This is a genomic window from Labrys sp. HAY1-8F (assembly GCF_056754975.1).
The window spans coordinates 1,278,434-1,304,687 of record NZ_JBPGWZ010000002.1 but is presented as its reverse complement, the minus strand read 5'-3'; the positions used below and the strand labels follow the sequence as shown (position 1 = coordinate 1,304,687).

The following is a 26,254-nucleotide window of genomic DNA, read 5'->3' as shown; positions in this document are numbered from 1 at the left end:
GCTGGCGGTCCCAGGAAGGGCTTCACCCGCCCGTCACGCTCATATGCCTGCTAACAGCGGGCTGCTTGGTGCGCCGGTCGATGACGAAATCGTGTCCCTTGGGCTTACGGGTGATGGCGCGATCGATGGCGGCATCGAGAAGATCGTTCGCCTCGGAGGCGCGCAGCGGAGCCCGCAGATCGGCGGCGTCTTCCTGGCCCAGGCACATATAGAGAGTGCCGGTACAGGTGACGCGTACGCGATTGCAGCTCTCGCAGAAATTATGCGTCATCGGCGTGATGAATCCCAGGCGACCGCCGGTCTCGCGGACGCGGACATACCGGGCCGGGCCACCCGTATTATAGGGAATGTCATCCAGCGTGTAGCTGTCGAGAAGCTGGGCGCGCAGCACCGAAAGCGGCAGATATTGGTCGACCCGGTGCCCCGTGACGTCGCCCATCGGCATCACTTCGATGAAGGTGAGGTCCATGCCGCGGCCATGCGCCCATTCGATCAGGCCGACCGCTTCGTCCTCGGTCATGCCCTTGATCGCGACGGCATTGATCTTGACCGCGAGGCCCGCTTCCTGGGCCTTGTCGATGCCATCCATCACCTTGCCGAAATCGCCCCAGCGGGTGATTGCCTTGAATGCGGCCGGATCGAGCGTGTCGAGGGAGACATTGATGCGCTTGACGCCGCAATCCCTGAGTTCGGCGGCGTAGCGGGCAAGCTGCGAGCCATTGGTGGTCACGGTCAGTTCGTCGAGCCGGCCGTTGTCGAGATGGCGCGAGATCGAGCGGAACAGCGTCATGATATCGCGCCGCACCAGGGGCTCGCCGCCGGTGAAGCGCAGCTTCCTGACGCCCTTGGCAATGAAGGCACTGCACAGCCTGTCGAGTTCCTCGAGGGTGAGCAGATCCTTCTTGGGCAGGAAGGTCATGTCCTCCGACATGCAATAGACGCAGCGAAAGTCGCAGCGGTCCGTCACGGAAACACGCAGATAATTGATTGCGCGCCCGAAAGGGTCGATCATCGGCGGCACATCCGCCATTGCATGATCATCCAGCACGTCCATACTCCCGGAAGCAAAGCGTTTTTGCGGAAATGCCGCTCTGCTCCAACTCCCTGTTTCCAAGCCAATCCGACGGATTGGCTAGAGCGCCTTTGCGAATGTTGCCGAAGCGCCGGATCGAAAAACGCTTTAGGGGCATGTCCCCTTTGGTATGTTTCTAAGCCGACAGCGGCCCAAACACCAATGATTGTCTACGGAAACTGCCATTATGTCGCAGAGATCGAAGCGAATGCTCTGACGACATGGGTTTGCTGCTTGCGCAGCATCCGCCTTCTCCCTATGTGGCGATCAGAACGAAAAAGGGAAGATGCCGTGAGCGAAGACGTCGCGAAGGCCTGGCCAACCGAATTGCGCCTGTCCAAGGACAAGAAGACCCTGACCGTGAGTTTCGACGACGGTCGGTCCCATGCGTTCAGCGCCGAGATGCTGCGCGTGATGTCGCCGAGTGCCGAGGTGCAGGGCCACAGTGCCGCCGAACGCAAGACGGTTGGGGGCAAGATCAATGTGGCGATCCTGAGCCTCGACCCGGTCGGCAATTACGCCGTACGCATCTCCTTCGACGACATGCACAACACCGGCCTGTTTACCTGGACCTATCTTGCGGAATTGGGCCGGGAGAAGGAGAGCCGCTGGGCCTCCTATCTCGCCGATCTCCAGGAGAAGGGCCTGTCGCGCGAAAGGCCGGGGCAGCGCTGAGCGAGGGACTGCCGAGCGAAAGTCCGCTCGGCCTGCTGGAGGCCAACCACTGCCCGGCGACACGGCGATTGGCCGGTGAGGGGGATAGTGCCTCGTCAGACGGGATCCTCGCGATGGAGGTCGTGAATGGCCATGCCGCCCTCGGCGTCCACGGGCGGCAGCAGCCATTGGCGATGGCGTAGCGTGCGCCGGGTGTCTTCTAGCCCCATATCCCAATGCTCGCGCATCGAGGTGCCCGAGAATTCATAGTCCTTGGCGTGACCCTCGTAATTCTTGTGCTGATAGATCAGGTGCACGATGTTGACGACGCCGAACCTGGCGTGGCTGTCGATAAGCGCCTGTTCCTCTGGCGTCAGCAGGTCCTTGGGCAGGCGCTTCAGCGCATCGATCAGATGAGTCTTGATGCCATGGATACGCTTGAAATTGTCGGTATTCTGCCGCGTCCGGCTCGAATACATGATGTCCTTGTGGCGCGAGAGCACGTCCGGCATGCTGCGCGGCAAGGTACCGCGGGCGCTGAAGAGATCGACCTGGAACACCAACGAACTGCGCTCTTCTTCCTGGTCGAGCAGATATTGCAGCGGCGTGTTAGAGACGATGCCGCCATCCCAGTAATATTCGCCTTCGATGCGGATGGCGGGAAAGGCAGGGGGCAGCGCACCACTGGCCATGATGTGCTCGGGACCGATACGAACCTGGTCGGTGTCGAAATAGATGAAATTGCCGGTCCGCACGTTGACCGCGCCGACACTGAGGCGCTTGCGGCCGTCGTTGAGGATATCGAAGTCGATGACCTCTTCCAGCGTCCGCTTCAACTCCGAGGTGTCGTAGAAGCTGGTGGCGCCATCCGCACCCGGGAGTTCGAGCCAGGGATTGGGAAGGCGCGGCTTGAAGAAGCCGGGCTGGCCTTGCGACATGGTGATCCAGGAACTGGTGCGGTTGCGGATGTCGCGGAACAGATCGCCTTCCGGCGTGTAGGCCCAGATCTTGCGGCCGGAGATCGTCTGCCAGAACTGCTCGAGCCGCTGCAGCCGGTGACGCGGCTCGTTGCCGGCGATGATCGAGGCGTTGATGGCGCCAATGGAGACGCCGGAGAGCCAGTTGGGTTCGCAGCCGGCATTGGCCAGCGCCTCATAGACACCGGCCTGATAGGCACCAAGCGCGCCGCCGCCCTGGAACACCAGGGCGATGCGATCATATTGCGCCGAGATCTCCTCGATGGTGGCGCGCGCGGCCTTGTCTCTGTTGCGTTCGAGCACGATGGAAAACTCCGGTCAGACAGGCAGGATCAGCGGGCGGTGGCGAGATAGTCGTGCACCACCTCGCCGAGACCGAGCGTGAGGTCGGCGACGAAATGCACGGCCGAGACGACTTCGAGCACCGGCAGGCGGCTGACGTCGGCCATCACATGGGCATGGAGTTCCAGCGCTGCCGGGGCCGTCCAGGCCTCCTTGAGCGTCACATCCGTGAGGTGGTAGCGCACAAGTTCGCAGATCCGCGGCGACCCGTCGACATGGGGGATGATCTTGATGAGGAAGTTGGGTGCGGCGAGCGAGTCCAACACGGCCTGCCGGTCGGCGAGGCGATGCTTGTAGCCCATGGTCCCGGTCGCGCACAGCACGCTACCATAATGCAGCGTCCCCACGATGACCTCGCCCTCATGCACGATCCTGGGCGTCGCCAGCTTCTTGGGAAAGCCCCACAATTCGCGCCCGCCGGCAATGGGGGCATCGTCGTCCAGATACATCGAATGCACATAGGCACCGTGCTGGCCCTTGTAACGCACGGGAATGACCTGCCCTGTCTCGGTGTAGTCACCGAAGCCGGTTGAATCAGGCATGCGGATGAACTCGTATTTGACCAGCGGCTCGTCGATCTCCAGCGGAGCGGGAACCACGGCCTCCAGCGCCTCGCGCGTCGTGCGATAGGTGATGATGATGTATTCGCGATCGAAGAAGCGGTAGGGGCCGGGCGGGAAGGAGGGATTGGTCAGCGGCATGGCATAGGCGCGCTTGACGACGTCGGCTTGGTCCACGGGATGTCCTTCATGAGAAAGCAGGGAAGGGATCGCCGCTATGTTGCACGGCAGCATGACAGGTCCGTGTCCGCCGCGCACAGGGCCGAACTGTAATAAGGGCGACATCTGGCCGTGCCAGCTTCCGGGCCGGTGGCACGTCGATGCCGCGCCTTCCCGCCTTCCTGTCTCATGAGATGAATATGGCCCAATTGTCTTCCCGCAATGCCCTGGTCACCGGCTCGACCAGCGGCATCGGCCTCGCCGTCGCCCGCGCTCTCGCAGCCGAAGGGGCCAATATCACCATCAACGGTTTCGGCGATGCAGACGCCATCGAGCATGAGCGGGCCGGCATCGAGAAGGATTTCGGCGTGAAGTGCCGCTACAGCGGCGCTAACATGATGGTTGGGGCGGAGATCACCGCCATGATCCATGAGGCGGAGGAAGCCTTCGGCAGCCTGGACATCCTGGTCAACAATGCCGGCATTCAGCATGTCGCGCCGATCGACGAGTTTCCGGATGACAAGTGGGAGGCGATCACCCGCATCAACCTGATCGCTTCCTTTTATGCGATCAAGGCGGTGCTCCCCGGCATGAAAGAGCGCAAATGGGGGCGCATCATCAACACCTCGTCGGCCCACGCCCTCGTCGCCTCACCTTTCAAATCGGCTTATGTTGCCGCCAAGCATGGCGTGACCGGCCTGATCAAGACGGTGGCGCTCGAGGTTGCCGAGCACGGCATCACCGCCAATGCCATCGCCCCCGGCTATGTCTGGACGCCGCTGGTGGAAAAGCAGATCCCCGACACGATGAAGGCGCGGGGCCTGACCGAGGAGCAGGTCAAGCACGATGTCCTGCTGGCCGCTCAGCCGACCAAGGAGTTCGTCACGGTCGAAGAGATCGCGGCTGTCGCGGTTTTCCTGTGCAGTGATGCCGCCCGGCAGATTACCGGCACTACCTTGCCGGTCGACGGAGGCTGGACGGCGCAATAGTACGGGTCATCCCGGATCTATGCCGCAGCATTTCATACTGCAGCGCGTCCGGGATGACACGAAATTCAGCCGCGGACCACAACGACGCGGGTGCCGACCTTTACACGATCGTAGAGGTCGGTGACGTCGTCATTGGTCATGCGGATGCAGCCCGACGACACGGCCTGGCCAATGGTCTGCGGCTCGTTCGAGCCATGGATGCGATAGAGCGAAGAACCGAGATACATCGCACGGGCGCCAAGCGGGTTCTGGATGCCGCCAGCCATGTAGGCGGGCAAGTCCGGCCGGCGTTTGCGCATCTGTGGGGGCGGGGTCCAGCCCGGCCATTCCGCCTTGCGCGAGATGCGGTGCGCACCGCCCCATTCGAAGCCCTTGCGGCCGACGCCAACGCCATAGCGCAGGGCCGTGCCGTCATCGAGCACGAGATAAAGCCGTCGTTCCGGCGAATTGATCACGATGGTCCCGGGCTTCTCCCGACCGTTGTAAGCCACCACCTCGCGTGGAATCGGCGAGACGGCGGCAACGGCGCCGGCATTGGCGGGCTGGCGTGGGCCGCCGAACAATTTCTCGAAGATACTGGCCGCATTCGCCGAGCTTGAGGCGATGCCCAAGCTCGACACCAAGACCAGGCCGGTCAAAAGACGACGCATGTTGAAGCCCCGAATGGTCCGATCGAAATTCTTCGATCTCATTGTAGTCGACGCAATAAACTGCGCTTCGATCTTTGGATTCTTCAATCGTTGCCTGAGTGTTTACAGGCAACCGTCACATGAAAATCGAAGGCTGTGTCCTCTCAACAACACATGGCAGGGCGCCGCTGTGCGTATCGACACGCGCCGGTCAGGTATTGGTGCCGCCGTCTATGGTATAGGCGCCGCCGGTGGCATATTGCGCTTCCGGACTGGCGAGCCAGGCGACGAGACCGGCGATCTGCGCAGGTTCGCCATATTTGGGGATCGCCATTGCCGTCCGTGCCTGGGCGGCACGATCGGTGGAGGCCGGGTTCATGTCGGTATCCGTCGGGCCGGGGTGGACGATGTTGACGGTGATGCCGCGCGCGCCGAGGTCGCGGGCCATGGATTGGCTGAGGCCCGTGAGGGCGGCCTTGCTCATCACGTAGAGACCGATGCCGGCGCGTCCGACGCGTCCGACCAGATTGGATCCGATGGAAATGATGCGCCCGCCTTCGCCCATGCGCGCGGCGGCGGCCTGGGAGGCAACGAAGGCGCCGCGCACATTGGCGGCAATGATGTGGTCGAAATCTTCAAGGGTGACCTGCTCTACGGTACCGCTGGTGAAGATGCCTGCATTGTTGACGAGGATGTCGAGACGGCCGAACGCGGCAGCGGCCTGGTCTACGGCGCCCCGTACGGCCACGGCGTCGGCGCTGTCGGCCTGGAGTGTCAAGGCGCGCTGGCCATTCGCCCGGATTCGATCCGCGACGGCCTCGGCACTGTCGGCCCGGCTGGCATAGGTAATCGCGACATCGGCGCCCAGTTCCGCCAAGCGCACTGCGATGGCAGCGCCAATACCGCGGCTTCCTCCGGTCACGATGGCTGTCTTGCCCGACAGGGTCTTGATCATGATCGCCTCCTTGGTAAGATGTTCGCCTTACCTAGCAGATGATTTAGGTACGACGCAAGGCTTACCTTTGGAGTGTTTTCCATGGCGGATCGCGAGGGCCATCCGGAACCGGAGGAGATGCAGCTCGGCCGCCTCATGGCCGCTTTGGCCGACCCGTTGCGCCGGCGCGTCGTTGCCGAATTGGCGCTGGCGCCGGAGGGCACGGCGCGCAGTTGCGCCTCTTTCGGTTTCGATGTCAGCAAGGCGACGCTGACGCATCATTTCCGGGTGTTGCGCGAAGCCGGCCTCATCCGGCAGGTCGATCGCGGGAACAGTCGCACCGCCAGCCTGCGCCGACAGGATGTCGAGGCGCGTTTTCCCGGACTGTTGAGCCTGGTTGCGGCGGATATCGAAGACGTGTCGCGGCGGCCTGAAGCCAATCTGGCCAGATCTTGACGCTGTCTGGCAATCGCGCCAGCTGCCATCACGGTGCGCGTGACCTATGAGGATGGCAGCCCCACAGCAGGAGACGATCAATGAGCCTGGTCAGCGCCATCCCCGCAGCACCACCCCATCATGTCATTGCGCATTTCGAGCGCCGCCTTTCGGTCGAAACCGATTGTTCCGACGTGGCCCAGGCGCTTGCCTCGGGGGAACGGGACTTCGTTCTCCTGCATGTCGTCGGGTCGCCGGAAACCTTTCGTCGCCGGCACGTTCCGGGGGCCCTTTATTTGCCGCATCGCGAGATCGATGCGGAGCGTATGGCGCAATGGCCTGTCGACACGCTGTTCGTGGCCTATTGCGCCGGGCCGCATTGCAATGGCGCCGACCAGGCCGCCCTCAAGCTCGCCCGGCTCGGCCGCCCGGTGAAGATCATGATCGGAGGCCTCACCGGCTGGGCCGACGAGGGATTGGCCTTCGCGGATGGGGAGGGGTGAAACTCATCGGGAGGCAGGTCTTCGGACCCGCCTCTTCCATTCGGCGGGCGTGGAGATATCAGGCTGATCTGAAGACCAGCCGCCCGTTACGGCCCCGCCTTGAACAGCGCGAACTCGTCTGCCGTCACGCGGTCGAGGTGGTCTCGATAGGCTTGATAATGGCGATGGGAGGGGCCGATCCGGCCGAAGGAGAGATCGTCCTCGCGACCGGGCAGAATCGGGACCAGTGCGATGGCGGCCGAGACGGGCGTGAGCTGCGTGCCTCGGCCGGCGCGCAACGAGGTGAGAATGCCGTACATCTCGCCCGTGTTCATCGGCCGGCCGACCACGGCCACTCGATATTGGCCGCTGATGGAGGTCACCAGATAGACATGGCCTGATTGGTTCGGCACCGAGACTTCGCCCGCCTGGTTGAAGCCGGTGTCGAGGCGCTCGGCTTCGCGGAAGATCAGGCGGGACGTGCTGTCGTTCCAGGTGATTTCGGTGCGGTAGGCGAAAACCGCGCCAGCCTCGCCAAAGGACGGACGCAAGGTGAGATAATTGCCGGTGAGCCAGGACACGGCCGCCTTGGTGTAGGAACCCAGATGCTCCGGTGCCGTCCCGCCTCCCTGGACGGTGGCTGGCGGTACGGTGTGATCGGTAGGGCGCAGGCTCGTCCCGAGCGCCTCCTCCAACCGAATGACGGTTGCCAGCGTGAAGGGGCGCCGGCCGGACAGCGCCTTCTCCAGGGTCGACAGGCTGATCTTGGCCTTCTCGGCCAGGGTCTGCCGTGAAATGCGCCGGCGCGCCAGGGTCTCGCGGACCGCGAGCGTGATCTGGTGGGCTTGCTCGCTGGAAAACTCGCTGTCCGACGTCACGGGGCTGATCCTGCTGGTGCGATCACGCTGTATCCAGGCCTGACGACAGGCCATCGCGCACAATCACGTACAAAACCGGACATTGCCGCAGGAGTCCACTGCCGGCAAGGCGCTTTGTGACGGTTTATGCCTAACAAACGCGATTAATGAAGCTCGTACGCACAGTCCTCGCAGGAGCAGAACGGAACGAGGCCGCATGAGGCCCGACAGCGTTCAACGAGGACGACATGAACATGAACCAAGCGGTTGCCGGCCGCCAAACCGGCAGACGACGGCATCCTCATTCCGGTATCGGTCGCGCAGCGCTGGTCGCGCTCGCCGAACGTTTCCTCATGGCGGTGTTGATCCTCGCGACCTTCCTCATCTTCGTGGTCGGCGCCTATGCCGCTCCCCGCATCACCGTCGACGACGTCAAGGCGGGTTCGCTGTTGATGCGCACCGAGGATCCCGGCAGCTATGTCGAGGCCGTCAGGACGGCCACAGACGTGCAGCTCAATGTCAGCGGCCCCACCATCCGCGCCACGCTGACGCAGATGTTCCACAACCCCAGCAAATCCTGGGTCGAGGGTGTCTATGTCTTCCCGCTGCCCGATGGGGCCGCGGTCGATACCATGAAGATGGTGATCGGCCAGCGCGTCGTGGTGGCCGACATCAAGGAAAAGCAGCAGGCCAAGCTCGTCTACGAGCGTGCCAAGGCCGAGGGCAAGAAGGCGGCACTGGTCGAGCAGCAGCGGCCGAACATGTTCATGAACTCGATCGCCAATATCGGCCCCGGTGACACGGTGGTGATCCAGATCGAGTATCAGGAGCCGGTGCGCCAGGCCGACAACACTTTCTCGCTCCGCGTGCCGCTGGTGGTGGCGCCGCGCTTCTCGCCGAACGCGGTCGGCGCCGGCTCGGCCCAGACCGTGACCTTCCAGGACAAGTCGGGCTGGGGTGCCGTTACGCCGGCTCCAGCGTCGAGCCAGGTACCGCAGGCACCCGTCCTCGACCCGCGCGAGAACGCGCCGGTCAATCCCGTACAGATCCGTATCGATCTCGACGCCGGCTTTGCGCTGGGCGAGGTGAAGAGCGCCTTTCATCCCATCAACATCACCGACAAGGGACCTCAGGTCCGCCATATCGAGCTGGCTTCGGGATCGGTGCCGGCTGATCGCGATTTCGAGTTGACCTGGCAGGCCCAGCCCAGCCAGACGCCCGGCGTTGGTTTGTTCCGCGAACGGGTCGGCAGCGACGATTATCTGATCGCTTATGTCACGCCGCCCAGCCTCAAGACCGCGCAGGCCGACCAGCGTCCGCGCGACGTCACCTTCGTAATCGACAATTCCGGCTCGATGGGCGGCACCTCCATCGAGCAGGCCCGGGCCAGCCTGGGCTATGCGCTGAGCCGCCTGTCACAGGCCGATCGCTTCAACGTCATCCGCTTCGACGACACCTTCACCAACCTGTTCGGCGGCACGTTGCCGGCCACGGCAGAGAACATCGCGCGGGCCCAGGACTATGTCTCGCGTCTCCAGGCCAATGGCGGCACCATGATGGTCGCGCCCATGCTGGAGGCCCTGAAGGACGACCATGTCGACGACCAGAATACCGCCAATCTGGGATTCCTGCGCCAGGTGGTGTTCATCACCGATGGCGGCATCGACAATGAGCAGGAACTGTTCGACACCATCGCCTCGCATCGCGGCCGCTCCCGTGTCTTCATGGTCGGCATCGGCTCGGCGCCGAATTCCTACCTGATGACCCGCGCAGCGGAACTCGGCGGCGGCGCCTTCATGCAGATCGGCTCGGTCGATCAGGTGCAGGAGCGCATGAAGCAACTGGTCGACAAGCTGGAAAGCCCGGCGATGACCAATGTCGACGTCGCCATCTCGGCCGGCTCCGCCGATGTGACGCCGCGCATCCTGCCCGATCTCTACCACGGCGAGACGCTGGTGCTGGCCGCGAAGGTCGGGCATCTCAAGGGCAATGTCGAGGTTCGTGGCCTCATCGACGGCAAGGGCTGGTCAGTCACGCTGCCGGTTGCCGGCGCCGCTGAGGGAGCCGGCATCTCCAAGCTGTGGGCGCGACGCAAGATCGACGATACCGAAGTGGCGCAGACACTGCGCCAGATCAGCCGCGAGGATGCCGACAAGCGCATCCTGGCTCTTGCCCTCGATCATCACCTCGTCACCCGCCTCACCAGCCTGGTGGCCGTGGACAAGACCCCGGTCCGCCCACGCGGCGTGCGCCTGTCCCGTTCCGACGTGCCGCTGAACCTGCCGGCCGGCTGGGATTTTGACAAGGTCTTCGGCATCAAGGGCGAGACGGCTGCCGACCGCGAGCAGCGCCAGGCCTTGCTCGATCTTGATGGTAGAAAGGTGCAGACGATCGATGCCTCGCGTACGATCAGCCTGCCGCAAACCGCCACTGACGCCGAACTGCGCCTGATCATCGGCGGCCTGCTACTCGCCGGCGGCCTTGGCTTCGGCTTCCTGACCCGCCGGCGCGGGGCTCCAGCATGATCGCGCTCAAACTCGAAAGGCTCCCGCCCGCAGCGGCGGGGCCTTCCTACCCTCCCCTGGAGGGGGAGGGTAGGCCTGACAGGCCTGGGTGGGGTGATTGCTCCACTTTGAGCGACGAGCCAAGCGGTGCGATGCCTATTCGCGCGAACAAGGTCACCCCACCCCGAAGCTTCGCGTCGACCCCAGGCCATTCCACGAGGAATGGCCGACCCCTCCAGGGGAGGGTGCGGGTTCTCCGCCTCATAATAACCGGTTTGCTGCTCTGCGCCGGCCTGGTCCTGGCAGGGCAGGGGGGGTGGATCCACACCAAGGCCTTCCTGGCCCAGATCCTGCTCGACCGGGCCTTCGACCAGTCCGTCGCCAGCGGCGCCATCGTCAAGCCCTGGTCCTGGCTGGATACCTATCCGGCCGCCCGCATCGAGGTGCCTCGCCTTGCCAAGAGCGCGGTGGCTCTTGAAGGGGCGAGCGGGCAGGCCCTGGCGTTCGGGCCGGCTCATGTCGCCGGTACGCCGGCCGCCGGGGAGGAGGGTACCGCCGTCTACGCCGCCCATCGCGATACGCATTTCGCCTTCCTCGGCGAGGTGCGGATTGGCGACGAGATCAAGGTCACCAACCGCGACGGCATCGCGGTTCGCTATCGCGTCACCGGTCACGACATCCGCCGCTGGGATGGTTCGGGGATCGACCCCGCCGCGCCAGGCCGTCATCTCGTGCTGGCGACCTGCTGGCCGTTCAACGCCGTCACCAGCGGCCCCCTGCGTTATCTCGTTTACGCCGAGATGATGCAGGAAGACATGAGGAAGATCGATTGAAGCGGCGCTCGCCATGATCTAGTTTGCTCACAAAACGTCCGAGGGGAGCGAACCTTGAGTGAACTGAACCGCCAGAACCGGATCATCGAGGTTCTGGGCAAGCGCCCCTTCCTCACGGTGCGTGACCTGCAGGGGCAACTGGGCGTCTCGGCCGCCACCATCCGGCGGGATATCGACAAGCTCGACCAGTCCGGCAAGGCACAGAAGGTCTATGGCGGTATCGCCGCGCTCGACGGTTCAGCCGCGCCAGGCCGTCATGCGGCCAAGCCTTATGACGAGAATCGCGACCTTGCCGTGGAAGCCAAGCAGGCGATCGCGGAGGATGCGGCAACTCTGGTGCGCGATGGCGATTCCGTCATCATCCATGGCGGCTCCACCTGCTTCTATCTCGGCGCGAAGCTCGCCCATCGCAATGTCCGCCTCTACACGAATTCGATGCCCCTTGTCGCCTTTCTCAGCGACCATGGCAGTTGCGGCCTGACGATCGCCGGCGGCGAATTGCATCGGGAGCCGGGCATCATTCACCCGACCGCTCCGGCGCCGCCGTTCTATGCATCGAAATTCTTCCTCGGCGCCCAAGGCATCGGTCGCGACGGGCTGTTGGAATCCCATCCCTTGCTGGTGCGCACCATCATCGACCTGAGCGCCAATGCCGATCAGGTCGTCGTGCTGGCTGATAGCCGGAAATTCGCCATCCGTGCACGCAGCGTCGCCCTGCCGCTTTCCCGGGTGGGCGTGCTCATCACCGATGACGGCTTGTCCGACCGGGATGCCAAGATGCTGGAGAATGCCGGCATCACGATCCGGATCGTTTCTCTTGCGCCCGATGCGGTCTGACTTGGCTCCATCCTGATCCTTATGATTGAGGTCAATCGAATTGGTGCTCAGATCTTTGCATGCGTTGGCGGCGCTACGCACCTCCATCCAGCTACCGCTTTATCTCTAAACATTGAAATCTAAGAGATAAAGTCAATTTCTCTCGTAAATTGGACCTTTGCGGCAATGATGATTCTTGATCTCACATGAGTTAATTATTGCACATCATGCTTTATCCCGCTTGCTGAAAGACGATTTTTGATCTAGTTGGCGATATGTCTTACAAAAAAGCGTGAGGAGAGGCGCGGACATGGGGGAGACGCGGGTCGGCCGGATGGCGATCGCCACCGGGCAAGCCTTTCGGTCGCGCCTGGGGCGTTTCATGGCGGCAGTCACTCGGAGGGCGCCATGACGGCCGTCGTCAGCCTTCGCGACATCTCCAAATCCTTTTCCGGCGTGAAGGTGCTGCGCGACGTCAATTTCGACGTGCGTCCCGGTGAAGTCCACGCTTTGCTCGGCGAGAACGGTGCCGGCAAGTCGACCCTGATCAAGGTGATCGCCGGCGTGCATCAGCCGGATACGGGTACGCTGACGGTCGGCGGCGAGACCGTCCGCTTCACCTCGCCACGGCATGCGCGCCGCCACGGGATCGCCACCGTCTATCAGGAGCTCCTGCTGTTCCCGGAACTGACGGTGGCCGAGAACATCTTCCTGGGCAATGCACCGCGCCGCAATTGGGGAGGGCTCGATTGGAGTGCGATGCGCCTTAGGGCTCGCCAGCTCCTGGATTCCCTGGATAGCCATGATCTGGACGTGGATGCCAAGGTTGGCACCCTTTCCGTGGCCAATCGCCAACGGGTCGAGATTGCCAAGGCACTGTCGCAGGAGGCCCGCCTGCTGATCATGGACGAGCCGACGGCCGCCCTGGTCGAGGCCGATGTGCGCCGCCTGATGAGCGTGGTCAAGAAGCTGCGCGAGCGCGGCGTCGCCATCATCTACGTCTCCCATCGCATGCCCGAGATCTTCGAGCTGGCGGACCGGGTCACGGTGCTGCGTGACGGCAGCTATATCGGCACGCGCGACATTGGCGATGTGACCGAAGCCTCGCTCGTCTCGATGATGGTCGGCCGCTCGATCGAGCAGCTTTTCCCAAAAGTGGAGGCAACGCTCGGCGAGGTCGCACTCGAGCTGCGCGACGTGAGTTTCGGCCGCAAGGTGCAGAACATTTCGCTGAGCCTGCGGGCCGGCGAGATCTTGGGCCTCGCCGGCCTGATCGGCTCGGGGCGCACGGAACTGGCGTTGACCGTCTTCGGTATCACCCCGGCCAGCACCGGCGAGATCCTGGTCAATGGTCGCAAGGTGGTGATCGACGGCCCGCGCAAGGCCCGGGACCTCGGCATCGCCTATGTGCCGGAGGATCGCGGCTCCCAGGGCCTGGTGCGGCCGATGACTATCCGGGAGAACGTCTCGATGGCGGTGCTCGACAAGATGTCGAACGGCTTTTCTATCCGCTTCGGCGACGAGATCCGCCGCTCGGTGGAGGCGATCAAGCGCCTGGGCATCCGCACCCGCGGCCCCGAGCAGATCGTCGGCCAACTCTCCGGCGGCAACCAGCAGAAGGTTGTGCTGGCCAAGTGGCTGGAGGCCAATCCGCGCATCCTGATCATGGATGAGCCGACCCGCGGTATCGATGTCGGCGCCAAGGCCGAGATCTACACCCTGATGGGAGGGCTGGTGCAGCAGGGTGTCGCCATCCTGATGATATCGAGCGAACTGCCGGAGGTGCTCGGCATGAGCGATCGGGTCCTGGTCATCAATGGCGGGCGCATCGTTGCCGAATTCGATCGCGCCCAAGCGACGCCGGATGCCGTCGGCGCTGCCATGACCAATGCCCAACCCCGGCAGGGAGCGGCCTGATGGGCGAAACTGCATCCTCTTCCGCCCTTGTGCCCTCGCGCGGTCCCCTGGCACGCCTCTTCGGCGGGCTCGGCCAGGAGATGGTGGTGCTCGGCGCGCTCGTGGTGCTGATCACCGCCATCGGCCTCTACAATCCGCGCTTCCTTGGTGCCAGCAACCTCAACGCCATCTTCGCCGGCAATGCCTATATCGCGGTGGCCGCCATCGGCATGGCCATGGTGATCATCTCCGGGCACATCGACGTTTCCATCGGCTCGCTGATCGGCGTGCTCGCCACTATTGCCGGCACGCTGGCCACCAAGGGGTATCCCATCTGGATCGCCTGGCTCGTGCCGGTGCTGGTGGGCATCGCCATCAATGCTTTCGTCGGCGTGCTGGTTGCCTATGCCAGCATCCCTTCCATCGTGGTCACACTCGGCATGCTCTCGATCCTCAAGGGCGGGCTGATCCTGGCGACCAGCGGCAACTGGATCAACAACCTGCCGCCCGACTTCATGATCGCCCAGGCGAACTGGTTCGGCGTGCGCTCGCCGATCGTCATCATGGTGGTGCTGACAGCGGCCGTTGCATTCTGGATGCGCTATTCGGCCTTCGGGCGTTCCATCTATGCCGTCGGCGGTAATCCCGAGGCCGCACGCGCGGCCGGCATTCCGGCCAAGCCCGTGACCGTTGCCGTCTTCGCCATTCACGGCTTTTTTGCCGGTCTGGCGGCGCTGCTCTTTGCCACGCAGCTGCAGGTGATCCAGTCGACGGTACCCCCCGGCCTCGAGCTCACCGTCATCACCGCGGCCGTGATCGGCGGCGTTTCCATCCTCGGCGGTACCGGCACGGTGATCGGCTCCACGCTGGCAGCCATGCTGTTCGCCACCATCACCTCGGCCTTGACCTTCATGCCCTATTCCAACGTGCTGGTGTTCTGGAAACAGGCGATCGTCGGCGTGCTCATCCTCATCACCGTGCTGGCGGACATGGTCCGCCGCCACCGCATGCTCTGAGGGGAGGGCAAGATGAACTGGCGTTCCCTCCTGCTTCGTCACGAGAGCATCCTGGCTGTGCTGCTGGCGGTGGTGCTCGTCTTCCTGGCACAATCGTCCGATAGGTTCCTCACCTTAGACAACCTGCTCAACCAGACCCGACTGATGACGGAGATCGGGCTGATCGCGCTGGCGATGACCTTCGTCATCGTCACCGGCGGCATCGACCTGTCCGTCGGTTCGATCGTCGGCGTAGTCGCCATCGTGCTCGGCGTGCTCTGGCAGAATCTCGGCCTGCCGCTGCCGGTCGCCATCGTGCTGGCACTGGCGCTAGGCACCCTGTGCGGCGTCGTCAACGGCCTGATCATCACCAGCTTCAAGGTGCCGCCCCTGATTGCCACCCTGGCCACGCTCGCCCTCTATCGCGGCCTGGCTGAGGGCATCAGCCAGGCCCGGTCCGTGCGTGGCTATCCCGACTGGTTCCTGGTGCTGGGGCAGGGGCAGGTGCTCGACGTGCCGGTGCAGGTCTGGCTGCTCCTGCTGGCGGCGGTCGTGGCGGCCTGTGTCCTCGGCCTGACGGTATTCGGTCGCGCCACCTATGCGATCGGCTCCAACGAGATCGCCGCGCGCTTCTCGGGTATCGCGGTCGACCGTACCAAGATCCTGATCTACGGCGCCTCCGGTCTCTGCGCTTCGCTGGCTGGCGTGATCTTCGTCTCCCGGGTGACGACCACGCGCTCGGACATGGGGTCGGGCTGGGAGCTCGATGCCATCACGGCGGTGGTGCTGGGTGGCACCAGCATCTTCGGTGGCCGCGGCACCATCATCGGCACGGTGCTCGGCCTGGCCCTGATGCAGGCGTTGAAGAACGGCCTATTGCTGCAAGGCTACAAGGGCGACAGCACCATCATCCTGATCGGCACGGCGCTGATCCTCACCGTATTGCTCAGCAATCTGGTTCCCCTGCTGAGCCGCATGGCCGGTCGCAAGCGGCAGGCCTGACGAAGGCCTTTCGGGCGGGGCCGGCGCTCCTGCCTGAAAGGGTGTGCAAGTGTAAGACGTGCAATTTCAACGATCTGGCCCTTGTTCCGGAATCGATTTCTCCGGCAACGAGGACGGCAATGGCAGCCGGCCCAAGGCCGGCAAACAGTGGAGGAAGACCATGATCCGCATATCCCTGGCGCTCGCTCTGAGCGTATCCCTGGTGGGCCTGGCGCATGCCGCCTCGGCCTGGACCGGCGGCGACGAGCTGCCCACCAATCCGCTCGCCTGCGATGCCACGCCGGCCAGCGCGACGAGCAAGCCCTATGATGGCGGTGCCGTCACCGGCGCGCCCGACCGCAAGGGCAAGCCGATCAAGGTGGTCGACGTACCCAAGCTCATCGGCATCGGTTACTTCAACGCCACCTCCAAGGGTATTGCCGACGCGGCCAAGGAACTCGGCAATGTCGATGCCAAGACCGACGGGCCGACCAAGGCCAATATCGACGAGCAGATCACCTTCATCGACAATTACATCACCTCCGGCGTCGACGGCATTCTCTATGCCGCCAACGATCCCGTCGCGATCGCCCCAGTGCTGAAGAAGGCCCTGTCCAAGGGGATCAACGTCGTCGGCTATGACGCCAATTCCACCCCGGACTCCCGCCAGTGGTTCGTCAACCAGGCCGAGTTCAACGGGATCGCCAAGGCCATGGTCGATACCATGGTCAAGGAGAGCGGCGAGGATGCGGGCGTGGCTATCGTTACCTCGACCTTTACCACGCCCAACCAGGCTCGCTGGATCGCCGAGATGGCAGCCTATTCCGCCAAGTGCCATCCCAAGCTGAAGCTTCTGGAGACGGTGGAAGCGCAGGAGGACAATGCGCTCTCCTTCTCGCAGGCGACCACGCTGATCAACAAATACGGGCCCGACCTCAAGGGTATCTTCGGCATGACCAGCGTTGCCACGCCGGCATCGGCCGAGGCTGTCACCCAGGCCGGCCAATGCGGCAAGGTGGCGGTGATCGGTCTGGCCACGCCCAATGCCATGAAGCCCTATGTCGCCAAGGATTGCGTGAAATCCGTGGTGCTGTGGAATCCGGTCGATCTCGGCTATGCCGCCATGCAGGTCCTGCGCGCCACGGCGGATGGTTCGCTCAAGCCCGGCGATACCAAGGTCAAGGCCGGTAAGCTCGGTGAGCTCAACGTGATCAACGGCTCGGAAGTACTGCTCGGCTCGCCCTTCGTGTTCACGAAGGAGAATATCGAGAAGTTCGATTTCTGACGAAAGATCAAGGCTGTAGGCGTCTTTTCCGAATCGGTTTGTCGCTTGCGCCAGGAACGAACACGAAGCCGGGAGAAATCCCGGCTTTTCCTTTGACGCCGATCCGGAATCGGTGTGGAGAAAACAGTATCCGGCTACCTAGAGCAAAGCGCGTTTAGGCGGATACGTTTGTTTGCTCTAGGGCAAAATGCGTTCTTACCGAAACGGCCTTCGAGAGAGGCGCTTTGATATCAAAAGCATTTTGCGGTTCCTGGTGATTCAATTTGAAGGAAACGTGCTCTAGCTCTTTGGTCCGACGCGTCTTTGCGATTCTTGATGTAACCGCCAAATCGCAAAACGCTCTGGCTGGATGCCCCTTGACAGGGGGCGAATTGCACGGGAAGATCGTTTGTACACAAACGAATTTCGGGCGCTTTCTCAAAAGGGGAGTCATGGCCGTTTCCGCTCAAAGCCGTGCTCGGGGGGCGCTGGTCGGTCTGGCGATCGGTGACGCTCTTGGCATGCCCACGCAATATATGCCGCGAGCCCTCGTCTCGGCACGTTACGGCATTCTCGAGCGCTTCGAGCCGGCGCCCGACGACAATCCGATCAGCCGCGGCATGCCGGCCGGCCGGGTGACCGATGATACCGACCAGGCCGTCATCCTTGGCGAACTCCTGGTCGAGGGCAAAGGCTATGTCGATCCCCGGCGTTTCGCCGATGAACTCCTCGCCTGGGAAACCCGCATGATCGCGGCGGGCTCTGCCGATCTCCTCGGCCCTTCCACCCGCAAGGCACTGACACTGATCGCCGAAGGCATGCCCACCGACGAGACCGGGCGCACCGGCGCCACCAATGGCGCGGCGATGCGCGTTGCCCCGGTCGGCATCGTCTTTCCGGCGCGTCCCGTCGAGGCGCTGGTCGATGCCGTCTTCCAGTCCGGCCATGTCACCCACAACACCACCATCGGTCTTGCCGGCGCCTCGGCCGTCGCTGCTGCCGTCAGCGTGGCCATCGACGGCGCAAGCATCGATGAGGCGCTGCAGGCTGCCGTGGAAGGTGCCCGGCACGGCGCCAGGCGCGGCTTCTATTTCGCCGGCGGGGACATCGCCGCCCGCATCCGCTGGGCGATCGAGCTGGTGCGGGGCAAAGGCGAGGCCGAGGCCCTCGAACTCATCTACGACATCGTCGGCACCGGCGTCGCTACGCAGGAGGCCGTGCCGGCGGCGATGGCCATCATCTCGCTGGCGCCCGAGGACCCCTGGCGCATCTGCCGCCTGTCGGCGAGCCTCGGTGGCGATTGCGATACCGTTGCTGCCATTGCCGGCGCGGTAGCGGGTGCCTGCCATGGCGTTGAAGCTTTTCCCGCACCGGTGATCGCAGCCCTCGAGGCCGCCAATCCGAATCTCGATCTTGTTGGCCTGGCCGATCGCCTACTGGCGCTGCGGGGCAGGGCATCGATCCTGCCTCCCGCTGGGAAGGGGGCTTCCACGGCATGAGCAGCAGGCCGACTCCCACCCGTCTCCTGTCCGTGGGCAGCATCCTGGCCGATGTCCGCCTCGACGTGCCCTGCCTGCCGCAACGCGGTGGCGACGTGCTGGGGTCCGAGGCGACGATCAGTGCGGGCGGGGGCTTCAACATTCTCACGGCGGCGGCTCGCAACGGGCTCAGGGCCGCCTTTGCCGGTCAGCATGGCAAGGGTCCCTATGGCGAGCGCATCCGTGCCGAACTGGCAGCCGAAGGTATCGAGGCGCTGATGCCGGTGAGCGCGGACGGCGACAGCGGCTTTTGCATCGTGTTGGTCGAGCCCGACGGCGAGCGTACCTTTGTCACCAGCCCCGGCGTCGAGGCGCGGCCGGGACGGGAGCCGCTTTCCGGGCTGCGATTGGGCTCTGCGGATGCGCTCTTCGCTTCGGGCTATGATCTCTGCTACCCGCAGCTTGGGCCCGCTATCACCGATTGGGTCGGCGGCTTGCCGGCCAGCGTCACCGTGATGATCGATCCCGGTCCCCTGGTCGCCGACATTCCACCCGGCATCATGGCCGCGGTGCTGGCGCGGGCCGACATCGTCACCCTCAACCGGCGCGAGGCCGGCCTGCTCACCGGAGCCGATGACAAGACGGAGGCCGCCAAGCGGGTTCACGATCGCCTGTCGCCGGACACGCTGGTGATCCTGAGGGATGGCCCAGCCGGGTGCTTCCTGCTCGGCGGCGACATTGGCCAGTCCGGCCTGCAGGTTCCGGCGCCGGCCGTGCGCATGGTCGATGCGACCGGAGCGGGAGATGCCCATACCGGCGTGTTTCTGGCCTCCCTCGCGGCCGGCTATCCGGCTGCCGAGGCCGCGCGGCGGGCCAACGCCGCCGCCGCCATTGCCGTCACGCGCAAGGGGCCGGCGACCGCGCCCGGCACGGAAGAACTGAACGCTTTTCTCGCCACGCAGGACCACGACAAGACAACAACACGATAGGGTGGATGCCCCCGCAGGCACGAACGCCCAGCCAATGATAAGAAAATCGAGAGCAGAATGTCGCCATCGACGAAGGGAATTGGAAAGATGACATATCGGATCACGCGCCGTCATTTCACCGCCTTGGGAGCCGCCGCCGTCGCCGGCCTGTGGACACGCCCGGGTTTCGCCCAGGCCAAGGAAATCACCGTGCTCAACTGGAAGGGCTACGGCACCGACGAGGCCTTCGCGCTCAAGGCCTTTGCCGAGCAGACCGGCATCACGGTCAAGCATGACTATTTCAACTCCGAGCCGGAGATGCTGACCAAGCTGCGTACCAATCCCGGCGCCTATGACGTGGTGCTGATCAACAGCGCTCGTACCCAGCAGGCCCAGGCCGAAGGCCTGATCGATCCGGTCGATCTTGCCACCATTGCCAATGCCAAGGATCTGGCCCCGGCGCTGAAGGATCACGCCAATCTCAAGGCCGACGGCAAGATTTATGGTCTCGCCTGGCTCTGGGGCATGAATTCCCTCGCCGTGCGCCAGGGCATCAGCGCCGACAGCTGGACGATCTTCTCGGACCCCAAATATGCCGGCAAGCTGGCCTTGTTCGACGATGCCGTGACCTCCGTCGGCATCGGCGCCCTGCTGACCGGCCAGGATGCCAACGATCCCAAGGACCTCGCCAAGATCACCGAGGTGCTGAAGGCGATGAAGCCGAACGTCAAGCTTATGTGGTCCAGCGAGGACGAATGGAACAAGGCCTTCGCCGCCAAGTCCTTCGACATCTCCGTCTACTGGTCCGGCGCGGCGGTGCGCTCCATCCGCCAGCACAAATTGCCGGTAGAATTCATCGTACCCAAGGAAGGCGCCATCGGCTGGCTCGACAGCCTGGCGGTGCCGACGTCGAGCACCAAGAAGGAGGATGCACTCAAATTCCTCAACTACATGATCGACCCGACCTTCTACCTGACCTGGGCCAAGGAGGCGGGCGCCCCGGCTTCAGCCAATGAGGGAGCGATGAACAAGCTGCCGGCCGATGATCTCAACCGGCAGATCCACAAGGCCGACTACCTGCCGAAGCTGACCTTCATGGCCGCCCTGCCGGATGATCGCCGCCAGGCCTTCAACGATCTGTGGGAAGAAGTGAAGGCGTTCTACGCCAAATAACAGGGCTTCAAGAAAGCGACGCTGATTCAAGGAAGTAGCCAGTCCGAATGAATCAGTTCCGCAGGGCCGCGGCGGGCCTCGTTCCGCCGGGAACCTCGCGGAAAAGACTCTCGCGTCAAGGGCTTGGCAACCTGGCATGAATCAGATCGGCCGGCCCTTGTCACATCGGACAAGGGCCGGTCGCTACCGCCTTGCAATCGCAGGAACGGTCCATGGCGCTTGGTGTATCGCCGCTTTCAAGCAGGCGATGCCGGCGACGAGGGGAGGGACGAGTGGAGACCGTGTCGAAAGCCGATGGCGGCAAGGCAGGCCCCCGCAGGCGCCTGGGGCAGGGCTGGACGACGGCGGCCCTGTTGACGCCGGCCTATGGCTGGCTGCTGCTGGCCGTCTTCCTGCCGCTTTGCGCCATGCTGTTCTTCAGCTTCCTGAAGAGTTCGCCGGTCCCGGGGCGGGCGCTGGTCTACACCGTCGACAACTACCTTGCCTTCATCAAGCGGCCCTATCTCTTCAACGTCGCCTGGACCTCGATCCAGATCGGCTTGTGGACCACGGGCCTGTGTGCACTGATCGGCCTTCCCGCCGCAATCGCTTTGGCGCGAGCGACGGCCGGGCGCTCGCGGCACATCCTGTTCCTCCTCATCATTCTGCCGTTCTGGACCAATGGGCTGGTGCGCGTGTTCTCCTGGACCATGGTGCTGAGAGAAGGGGGCATTCTCGATTATGCCCTGCACTGGATCGTGCCGGCGGCCCCCTCGGTGTCGCTTCTCTACAGCTTTCCGGCCATCATCATCGGCCTGGTCCATGCCTATCTGCCCTATATGATCCTGACCTGCTACCTCTCCGCCACGGCGATCGAAGACTCGACCATCGAGGCCGCCCGTAGCCTCGGTGCGCGCACACCGGTGGTATTCTGGAAGATCCTGCTGCCGCTCTGCATGCCCGGCCTGATTTCCGGATCGATCCTGATCTTCGTGCCTGTGATCGGCAGCTTCATGGAGCCTCGCATCCTGGGCGGGCGCATCGGCGTCACCATGGGCACCGTGATCGAGGACCAGTTCACCGCGGCCTTCAACTGGCCGCTGGGCGCGGCCCTGTCCTTCACCATGCTGGCAGTGGTGCTACTGATCTTCGCCGTCTCCTCGCGCGTGCTGTCCGGCCGCGCGGCGACGCCGTAGGAGGGGACCATGATCGCTCTCGGCCGTACCTTCCTCGCCGCCACCCTGATCTTCCTCTATCTGCCCATCGCGGTGATGGTGGTGATGGCCTTCAACGCCTCGCCCCTCTACACCCTGCCGATCGAGCCGACCTTCCACTGGTTCGGCGTGTTGGCCGAGAACGGGCCGCTGCTCTCGGCCACCTACAACAGCCTGCTGATTGCCCTGGCAACGTCGATCATCGCCACGGCCGTGGGCACGCTGGCCTCGCTTGCCCTCAACCGCCGCACTTTCCGGGGGCAGTCGCTGCTCAAGGTGCTGCTGCTGCCGCCGATCGCCATTCCCTGGCTGATCACCGGCACGGCCATGTTGGTGTTCTTCTTCTGGACGGGCATCGGGCGCGGCCTGCATGCCATGCTGATCGGCCATGTCGCCCTGGCCATCCCCTATGTCGTCCTGATCGTCGGCACCGGCATGCAGACATTGCGGGCCGATCTCGAGGAGGCGGCGATGAGTTCTGGGATCGACGCCGATTCATGCCTTCTTTGCGGTGACGCTGCCTTTGCTGGCGCCGAGCATCATCGCGGCCCTGCTGTTCGCCTTCGCGGTTTCGCTGGACCAGTTCGTGGTCTCCTATTTCCTGGCCACACCAGGCGTCTCCACCTTGCCGGTCGAGATCTATACCTCGATCCGCAAGGGCTTCACGCCGGAGATCAATGCGATCTCCGCCATCTTCCTCGGCGTCTCGGCCGTTCTCGTGCTGATCTTCGCCCAATTGTCCAATCTGGGAGGCAGTCGTGATCGGCGTTGAAGTCGCTTCGATCAGCAAGGACTATGGGTCCCTGCGGGTGCTCGACAAGGTGAGCACCGCCTTCAAGGCGGGCGAGTTCACCAGCCTGCTCGGCCCTTCGGGCTCCGGCAAGACCACGCTGCTGCGCATCATCGGCGGCTTCGTCGACCCCGATGAGGGGCGCATCCTGTTCGGGGGCGAGGACGTCACCGGGGTCGCCCTATGGCAGCGCAAGATCGGCATGGTGTTCCAGTCCTATGCGTTGTTCCCGCATATGAGCGTTTTCGACAATGTCATCTTCGGGCTCAACCGCCAGGGCATCCGCGGCGAGGCGGCACGCAAGGAGGTGGCCCGGGTGCTGGAGATGGTTCATCTCACCGGCTTCGAGCAGCGCAAGCCCAAGCAGCTTTCGGGCGGCCAGCAGCAGCGCGTGGCGCTGGCCCGCGCCATCGTGACCAAGCCGAGGGTTCTCCTCCTGGACGAGCCACTGTCCGCGCTCGACAGGCGCCTGCGCCAGGACATGCAGATCGAGCTGCGCCGCATCCAGCGCGAGAGCGGGCTCACCACCATTTTCGTTACCCATGACCAGGAGGAGGCGCTGACACTATCAGACACGGTGGCCATCCTCGATGGCGGGCGCATCGTGCAGGAGGGGGCGCCGCTCGAGATCTATGAGCGCCCACGCACCCGTTTTGCCGCCTCCTTCCTGGGAGACACCAATTTCTTCGAGGGCAGCGTGACCGGTGAGGGGATCGCGATCGGGAGCGGCGTCATTCGCACGGACGATGGGCTGCCGAGCCCCGGCAGCCAGGCCACGGCGGCGGTGCGACCCGAGAAAATGCGACTTCTCGCGCCCGGAGAAAGACCCGAGGGCGACAATGTCTTCGCCACGAGGATACGCGAGATCATCTATGCGGGCGCTGTCTCGACCTTCATCGCCGAAGGGCCTGGTGGCAGCGACATCAAGGTCCTGTCGCAGAACCGGGAGATCTCGTCGGTCTCGCCCGGGCAGGCCATCACGCTGGCCTGGTCGCCGGCCAACACCGTGCTGCTGCAGGCCTGACATGCCGGTAAGCCTCAACATTCCTCTCGAACGCGCCTGGAACAGCTGGTCGTCGCGGCCGGCGGAAATGGTGTTCCTGCCGCTCGGCCTCCGGCTCACCCCGCTTGCCTTCGCGGCCAGCACGGGCAAGGCCTGCCTGTTCGAGCCGGGCGATGCCGTCGCGCTGGGGCGGCACGCCCTCGATGCCTCGCTGGTGGAGCTCCAACTCTCCCACGCCGGAACCACCCTCGACTGGCGTTACACCAAACCCGATCCCTTCAGCCTTACAGGCAGCTGGCAGACGGCCAAGACCGGCGAATGGGGTTTGCGCTTCTGGATCAATCTCTGCCTCTCGTCGGATAACGGCGAGGAGGTTCGTTTCGACGAAACGCACGGCGCTGCCATCATCCGTGTCGAGCACCGCTTCGCGGCGCTCGTCAGCGAGGAACCAGCCGTGCAGGTGACCGGCCACGCTTGCCTCGCCGACGCGATGCAGGACTACGAAACGCACGGCTATTTCCATACCGCTTCCCGGGCCGAGGCGGCGCCGGTCCTCGTGCTGCGCTTCAACCTGGAAATGATGCGCGACAATCGCTTCGCACTCGCGATTGCCGACAGGCAGGATCTTGCGATCACCCAGGCGCGGGCCCTGCTGGCGCGGCCTGAGGTGGTGCCGCCCCAAGCTGAAGGCGAGCCCGCTGTCGCCCTGGCGGCGCTACGCGACGTCGTCGCCTGGAACACGATCTGGGACGGCATCAACCAGCGCCCCTATACCGCCATCAGCCGCAACTGGGACCTTGGGAAATTCGGCGGCTTCGGCGTCTGGCTGAACGACCAGTTCTATGCTGCCCTGATGGCCGGCGAGCTCGATGCCGGCCTGGCGCGCGATAATCTCGCTGCCGTGTTTTCGGGCGCGACGCCGCAGGGCAATCTGCCCTGCCTGCTGACGGCGAATGACGCCTGGGTCGACCGCAGCCAAAGCCCCATCGGCGGCTTCGTGGTCTGGCAACTCTATCTGCGCCATCGCGCCCGAGACCTGATCGAGGGTGCCTATGCCACGCTGGCCCGTAATCATGCCTGGTGGTGGCGAGAACGCGATCCGGGCGGGACGGGCCTTGCCTCCTTCGGCACCTCGGATGTGGGCGAGGGCCTCTACAAGGGCACCCATTTCGGGGCCCGCAATGAATCGGCAATGGACAATTCGCCTGTCCACGATGAGGCCTGCTACGACAAAGTCACGCGCACGCTCGATAGCTGGGATGTCGGCCTCAACAGCCTGCTGGCCCTCGATGCCGAAATGCTCGCCTTGATGGCCGCGGAACTGGGGCGTGAGGCGGAGGCGGTTGTCCATTTCGCTCGCGCCGAAGCCACGAAAGCTCGTATTCGCGAGACTTTATGGGATGGCGAGCGTGGCATCTTCGCCAATCGCCGGTGTGGTGGTGGCTTCGTGAAAAGCCTGGCGCCGACCAGTTTCTATCCTCTGATTGCCAGCGCGGCGACGCCCGAGCAGGTCGGCCGGTTGTGTGAGCATCTCGACGATCCGATGGCCTTTGGCGGTGACCCGGTCATCCCCGGCGTCAGCCGTGCGGATCCTGCCTTCGGCGACAATTCCTATTGGCGTGGCCGGATCTGGCCACCCTTCAACTATCTCGTCTATCACGGGCTGCGGCGCTACGGTCTCGACGACAGGGCCTCAGCTCTAGCCCAGCGCAGTTTCGCCCTGTTCCGCTCCGTCTGGGAAAGCCGCCGCATCTGCCCGGAAAACTACAATGCCGAGACGGGTGAGCCGCTCGACCAGCCCGACACCGAGCGCTTCTACAGCTGGGGGGCGCTGATGGCCAAGCTCGGCATCGCCGCGGTGACCGACGTCACGCCCTGGCATGGCTGGGAGATCGCCAATCCGGGTTCGGAGGGCGAGTTCGGGCCTTTCGCAAGCCCGATGGGACAGGTTCGCCTCGCTATTTCGCAGGGCCGCCTGAGCCTGATCCAGGGCGAGCGCACTCTGCTGGACACCGATGTCGCCGGCCGGATCTGCCAGCTCTCGATTGCTGCCGGTGCGATATCGTTGCGATTGCCGCCGCTGGAAAGAGCATGCTCCCTGCGCTTCCCGTATCTTCGTGCCGGGATGAAGCCTCAGGCGAGCCTCGACGGCGAGGTGGTTGCAACCACGGAGGACGGTGGCCTCCGGGTTAGCCTTCCCGCGAGTGCCAAGGCGGTTGATTTCGAGCTGCGGTGGCGTGCGCCAATCAAGTCAATGCAGCCATGAGGCT

General features: G+C 64.0%; 23 protein-coding genes and 1 pseudogene. 18 read left to right on the top strand and 6 right to left on the bottom strand.

All coding sequences use genetic code 11. The features are described 5' to 3' along the window. Positions 1-22: 22 nt before the first annotated feature. Entirely contained in the window at positions 23-1,054 is a 1,032-nt protein-coding gene (gene moaA, locus ACR9ZN_RS15080; protein ID WP_454814723.1) for a GTP 3',8-cyclase MoaA, read from the bottom strand. Between the two features lie 276 nt (positions 1,055-1,330). Here moaA and ACR9ZN_RS15075 point away from each other — a divergent pair, with 276 nt between their 5' ends. After that, positions 1,331-1,747 (top strand): gamma-butyrobetaine hydroxylase family protein, encoded by a 417-nt coding sequence (locus ACR9ZN_RS15075; RefSeq protein WP_434957205.1) that lies wholly within the window; start codon positions 1,331-1,333, stop codon positions 1,745-1,747. Between the two features lie 95 nt (positions 1,748-1,842). Here ACR9ZN_RS15075 and ACR9ZN_RS15070 read toward each other — a convergent pair whose 3' ends face one another. Continuing rightward, positions 1,843-3,006 (bottom strand): patatin-like phospholipase family protein, encoded by a 1,164-nt coding sequence (locus ACR9ZN_RS15070; protein ID WP_481272562.1) that lies wholly within the window; start codon positions 3,004-3,006, stop codon positions 1,843-1,845. Between the two features lie 29 nt (positions 3,007-3,035). Next, positions 3,036-3,782 (bottom strand): acetoacetate decarboxylase, encoded by a 747-nt coding sequence (locus ACR9ZN_RS15065; protein WP_434957203.1) that lies wholly within the window; start codon positions 3,780-3,782, stop codon positions 3,036-3,038. A gap of 182 nt (positions 3,783-3,964) precedes the next feature. Between ACR9ZN_RS15065 and ACR9ZN_RS15060 the strand changes: the two genes are divergently transcribed. Continuing rightward, positions 3,965-4,753: a 3-hydroxybutyrate dehydrogenase gene (locus tag ACR9ZN_RS15060; protein ID WP_454814719.1), complete on the top strand. Its 789-nt coding sequence runs from the start codon at positions 3,965-3,967 to the stop codon at positions 4,751-4,753. Positions 4,754-4,818: 65 nt separating this feature from the next. On the opposite strand, the gene ACR9ZN_RS15055 is transcribed toward ACR9ZN_RS15060, so the two are convergent. Then, positions 4,819-5,403, bottom strand: coding sequence for a L,D-transpeptidase (locus ACR9ZN_RS15055; RefSeq protein ID WP_434957201.1), 585 nt, complete (start codon positions 5,401-5,403; stop codon positions 4,819-4,821). A 190-nt stretch (positions 5,404-5,593) separates the two neighbouring features. Next, positions 5,594-6,340 carry an SDR family oxidoreductase gene (locus tag ACR9ZN_RS15050; RefSeq protein WP_481274359.1) on the bottom strand — a complete coding sequence of 249 codons (747 nt, stop codon included), beginning with the start codon at positions 6,338-6,340 and terminating at the stop codon, positions 5,594-5,596. Between the two features lie 78 nt (positions 6,341-6,418). Between ACR9ZN_RS15050 and ACR9ZN_RS15045 the strand changes: the two genes are divergently transcribed. Next, entirely contained in the window at positions 6,419-6,772 is a 354-nt protein-coding gene (locus tag ACR9ZN_RS15045) for an ArsR/SmtB family transcription factor (protein WP_454814716.1), read from the top strand. An 80-nt stretch (positions 6,773-6,852) separates the two neighbouring features. Beyond that, on the top strand, positions 6,853-7,254 hold the full coding sequence (locus tag ACR9ZN_RS15040; protein WP_481272561.1) for a rhodanese-like domain-containing protein: 402 nt from the start codon (positions 6,853-6,855) through the stop codon (positions 7,252-7,254). Positions 7,255-7,340: 86 nt separating this feature from the next. On the opposite strand, the gene ACR9ZN_RS15035 is transcribed toward ACR9ZN_RS15040, so the two are convergent. Then, the gene (locus ACR9ZN_RS15035; protein WP_441771947.1) at positions 7,341-8,111 is read right to left on the bottom strand and encodes a helix-turn-helix domain-containing protein; all 771 of its coding nucleotides are present in this window, start codon (positions 8,109-8,111) and stop codon (positions 7,341-7,343) included. Positions 8,112-8,344: 233 nt separating this feature from the next. Here ACR9ZN_RS15035 and ACR9ZN_RS15030 point away from each other — a divergent pair, with 233 nt between their 5' ends. The 14 genes and pseudogenes from ACR9ZN_RS15030 (at position 8,345) to ACR9ZN_RS14965 (ending at position 26,250) form a co-directional block, all read left to right on the top strand. Then, positions 8,345-10,615 (top strand): marine proteobacterial sortase target protein, encoded by a 2,271-nt coding sequence (locus tag ACR9ZN_RS15030; RefSeq protein ID WP_481274358.1) that lies wholly within the window; start codon positions 8,345-8,347, stop codon positions 10,613-10,615. Positions 10,616-10,839: 224 nt separating this feature from the next. Beyond that, positions 10,840-11,427, top strand: coding sequence for a class GN sortase (locus ACR9ZN_RS15025; protein ID WP_481272560.1), 588 nt, complete (start codon positions 10,840-10,842; stop codon positions 11,425-11,427). A 54-nt stretch (positions 11,428-11,481) separates the two neighbouring features. After that, positions 11,482-12,264, top strand: a complete 783-nt coding sequence (locus ACR9ZN_RS15020; protein WP_454814708.1) for a DeoR/GlpR family DNA-binding transcription regulator — start codon at positions 11,482-11,484, stop codon at positions 12,262-12,264. Positions 12,265-12,651: 387 nt separating this feature from the next. Beyond that, positions 12,652-14,160, top strand: a complete 1,509-nt coding sequence (locus ACR9ZN_RS15015) for a sugar ABC transporter ATP-binding protein (RefSeq protein ID WP_481272559.1) — start codon at positions 12,652-12,654, stop codon at positions 14,158-14,160. Continuing rightward, a complete protein-coding gene (locus tag ACR9ZN_RS15010; protein ID WP_434957195.1) occupies positions 14,160-15,155 on the top strand; it encodes an ABC transporter permease in 996 nt (331 codons plus the stop codon). The genes ACR9ZN_RS15015 and ACR9ZN_RS15010 overlap by 1 nt, the downstream gene beginning before the upstream one ends. A gap of 12 nt (positions 15,156-15,167) precedes the next feature. After that, the gene (locus ACR9ZN_RS15005) at positions 15,168-16,136 is read left to right on the top strand and encodes an ABC transporter permease (RefSeq protein ID WP_481272558.1); all 969 of its coding nucleotides are present in this window, start codon (positions 15,168-15,170) and stop codon (positions 16,134-16,136) included. Between the two features lie 160 nt (positions 16,137-16,296). Next, entirely contained in the window at positions 16,297-17,400 is a 1,104-nt protein-coding gene (locus ACR9ZN_RS15000; protein ID WP_434957193.1) for an autoinducer 2 ABC transporter substrate-binding protein, read from the top strand. Between the two features lie 431 nt (positions 17,401-17,831). Beyond that, the gene (locus tag ACR9ZN_RS14995) at positions 17,832-18,878 is read left to right on the top strand and encodes an ADP-ribosylglycohydrolase family protein (protein WP_454814702.1); all 1,047 of its coding nucleotides are present in this window, start codon (positions 17,832-17,834) and stop codon (positions 18,876-18,878) included. After that, on the top strand, positions 18,875-19,846 hold the full coding sequence (locus tag ACR9ZN_RS14990) for a PfkB family carbohydrate kinase (protein ID WP_454814700.1): 972 nt from the start codon (positions 18,875-18,877) through the stop codon (positions 19,844-19,846). The genes ACR9ZN_RS14995 and ACR9ZN_RS14990 overlap by 4 nt, the downstream gene beginning before the upstream one ends. Positions 19,847-19,933: 87 nt before the next feature. Further along, positions 19,934-20,998 (top strand): ABC transporter substrate-binding protein, encoded by a 1,065-nt coding sequence (locus ACR9ZN_RS14985; protein WP_454814698.1) that lies wholly within the window; start codon positions 19,934-19,936, stop codon positions 20,996-20,998. Positions 20,999-21,279: 281 nt separating this feature from the next. Then, the gene (locus tag ACR9ZN_RS14980) at positions 21,280-22,173 is read left to right on the top strand and encodes an ABC transporter permease (RefSeq protein WP_481272557.1); all 894 of its coding nucleotides are present in this window, start codon (positions 21,280-21,282) and stop codon (positions 22,171-22,173) included. A 9-nt stretch (positions 22,174-22,182) separates the two neighbouring features. Beyond that, positions 22,183-22,963: pseudogene (locus ACR9ZN_RS14975) on the top strand (ABC transporter permease). Beyond that, the gene (locus ACR9ZN_RS14970; protein ID WP_454814694.1) at positions 22,950-24,005 is read left to right on the top strand and encodes an ABC transporter ATP-binding protein; all 1,056 of its coding nucleotides are present in this window, start codon (positions 22,950-22,952) and stop codon (positions 24,003-24,005) included. The pseudogene ACR9ZN_RS14975 and the gene ACR9ZN_RS14970 overlap by 14 nt, the downstream one beginning before the upstream one ends. A 1-nt stretch (position 24,006) precedes the next feature. Then, on the top strand, positions 24,007-26,250 hold the full coding sequence (locus ACR9ZN_RS14965; RefSeq protein ID WP_481272556.1) for an MGH1-like glycoside hydrolase domain-containing protein: 2,244 nt from the start codon (positions 24,007-24,009) through the stop codon (positions 26,248-26,250). Positions 26,251-26,254 lie beyond the last annotated feature (4 nt).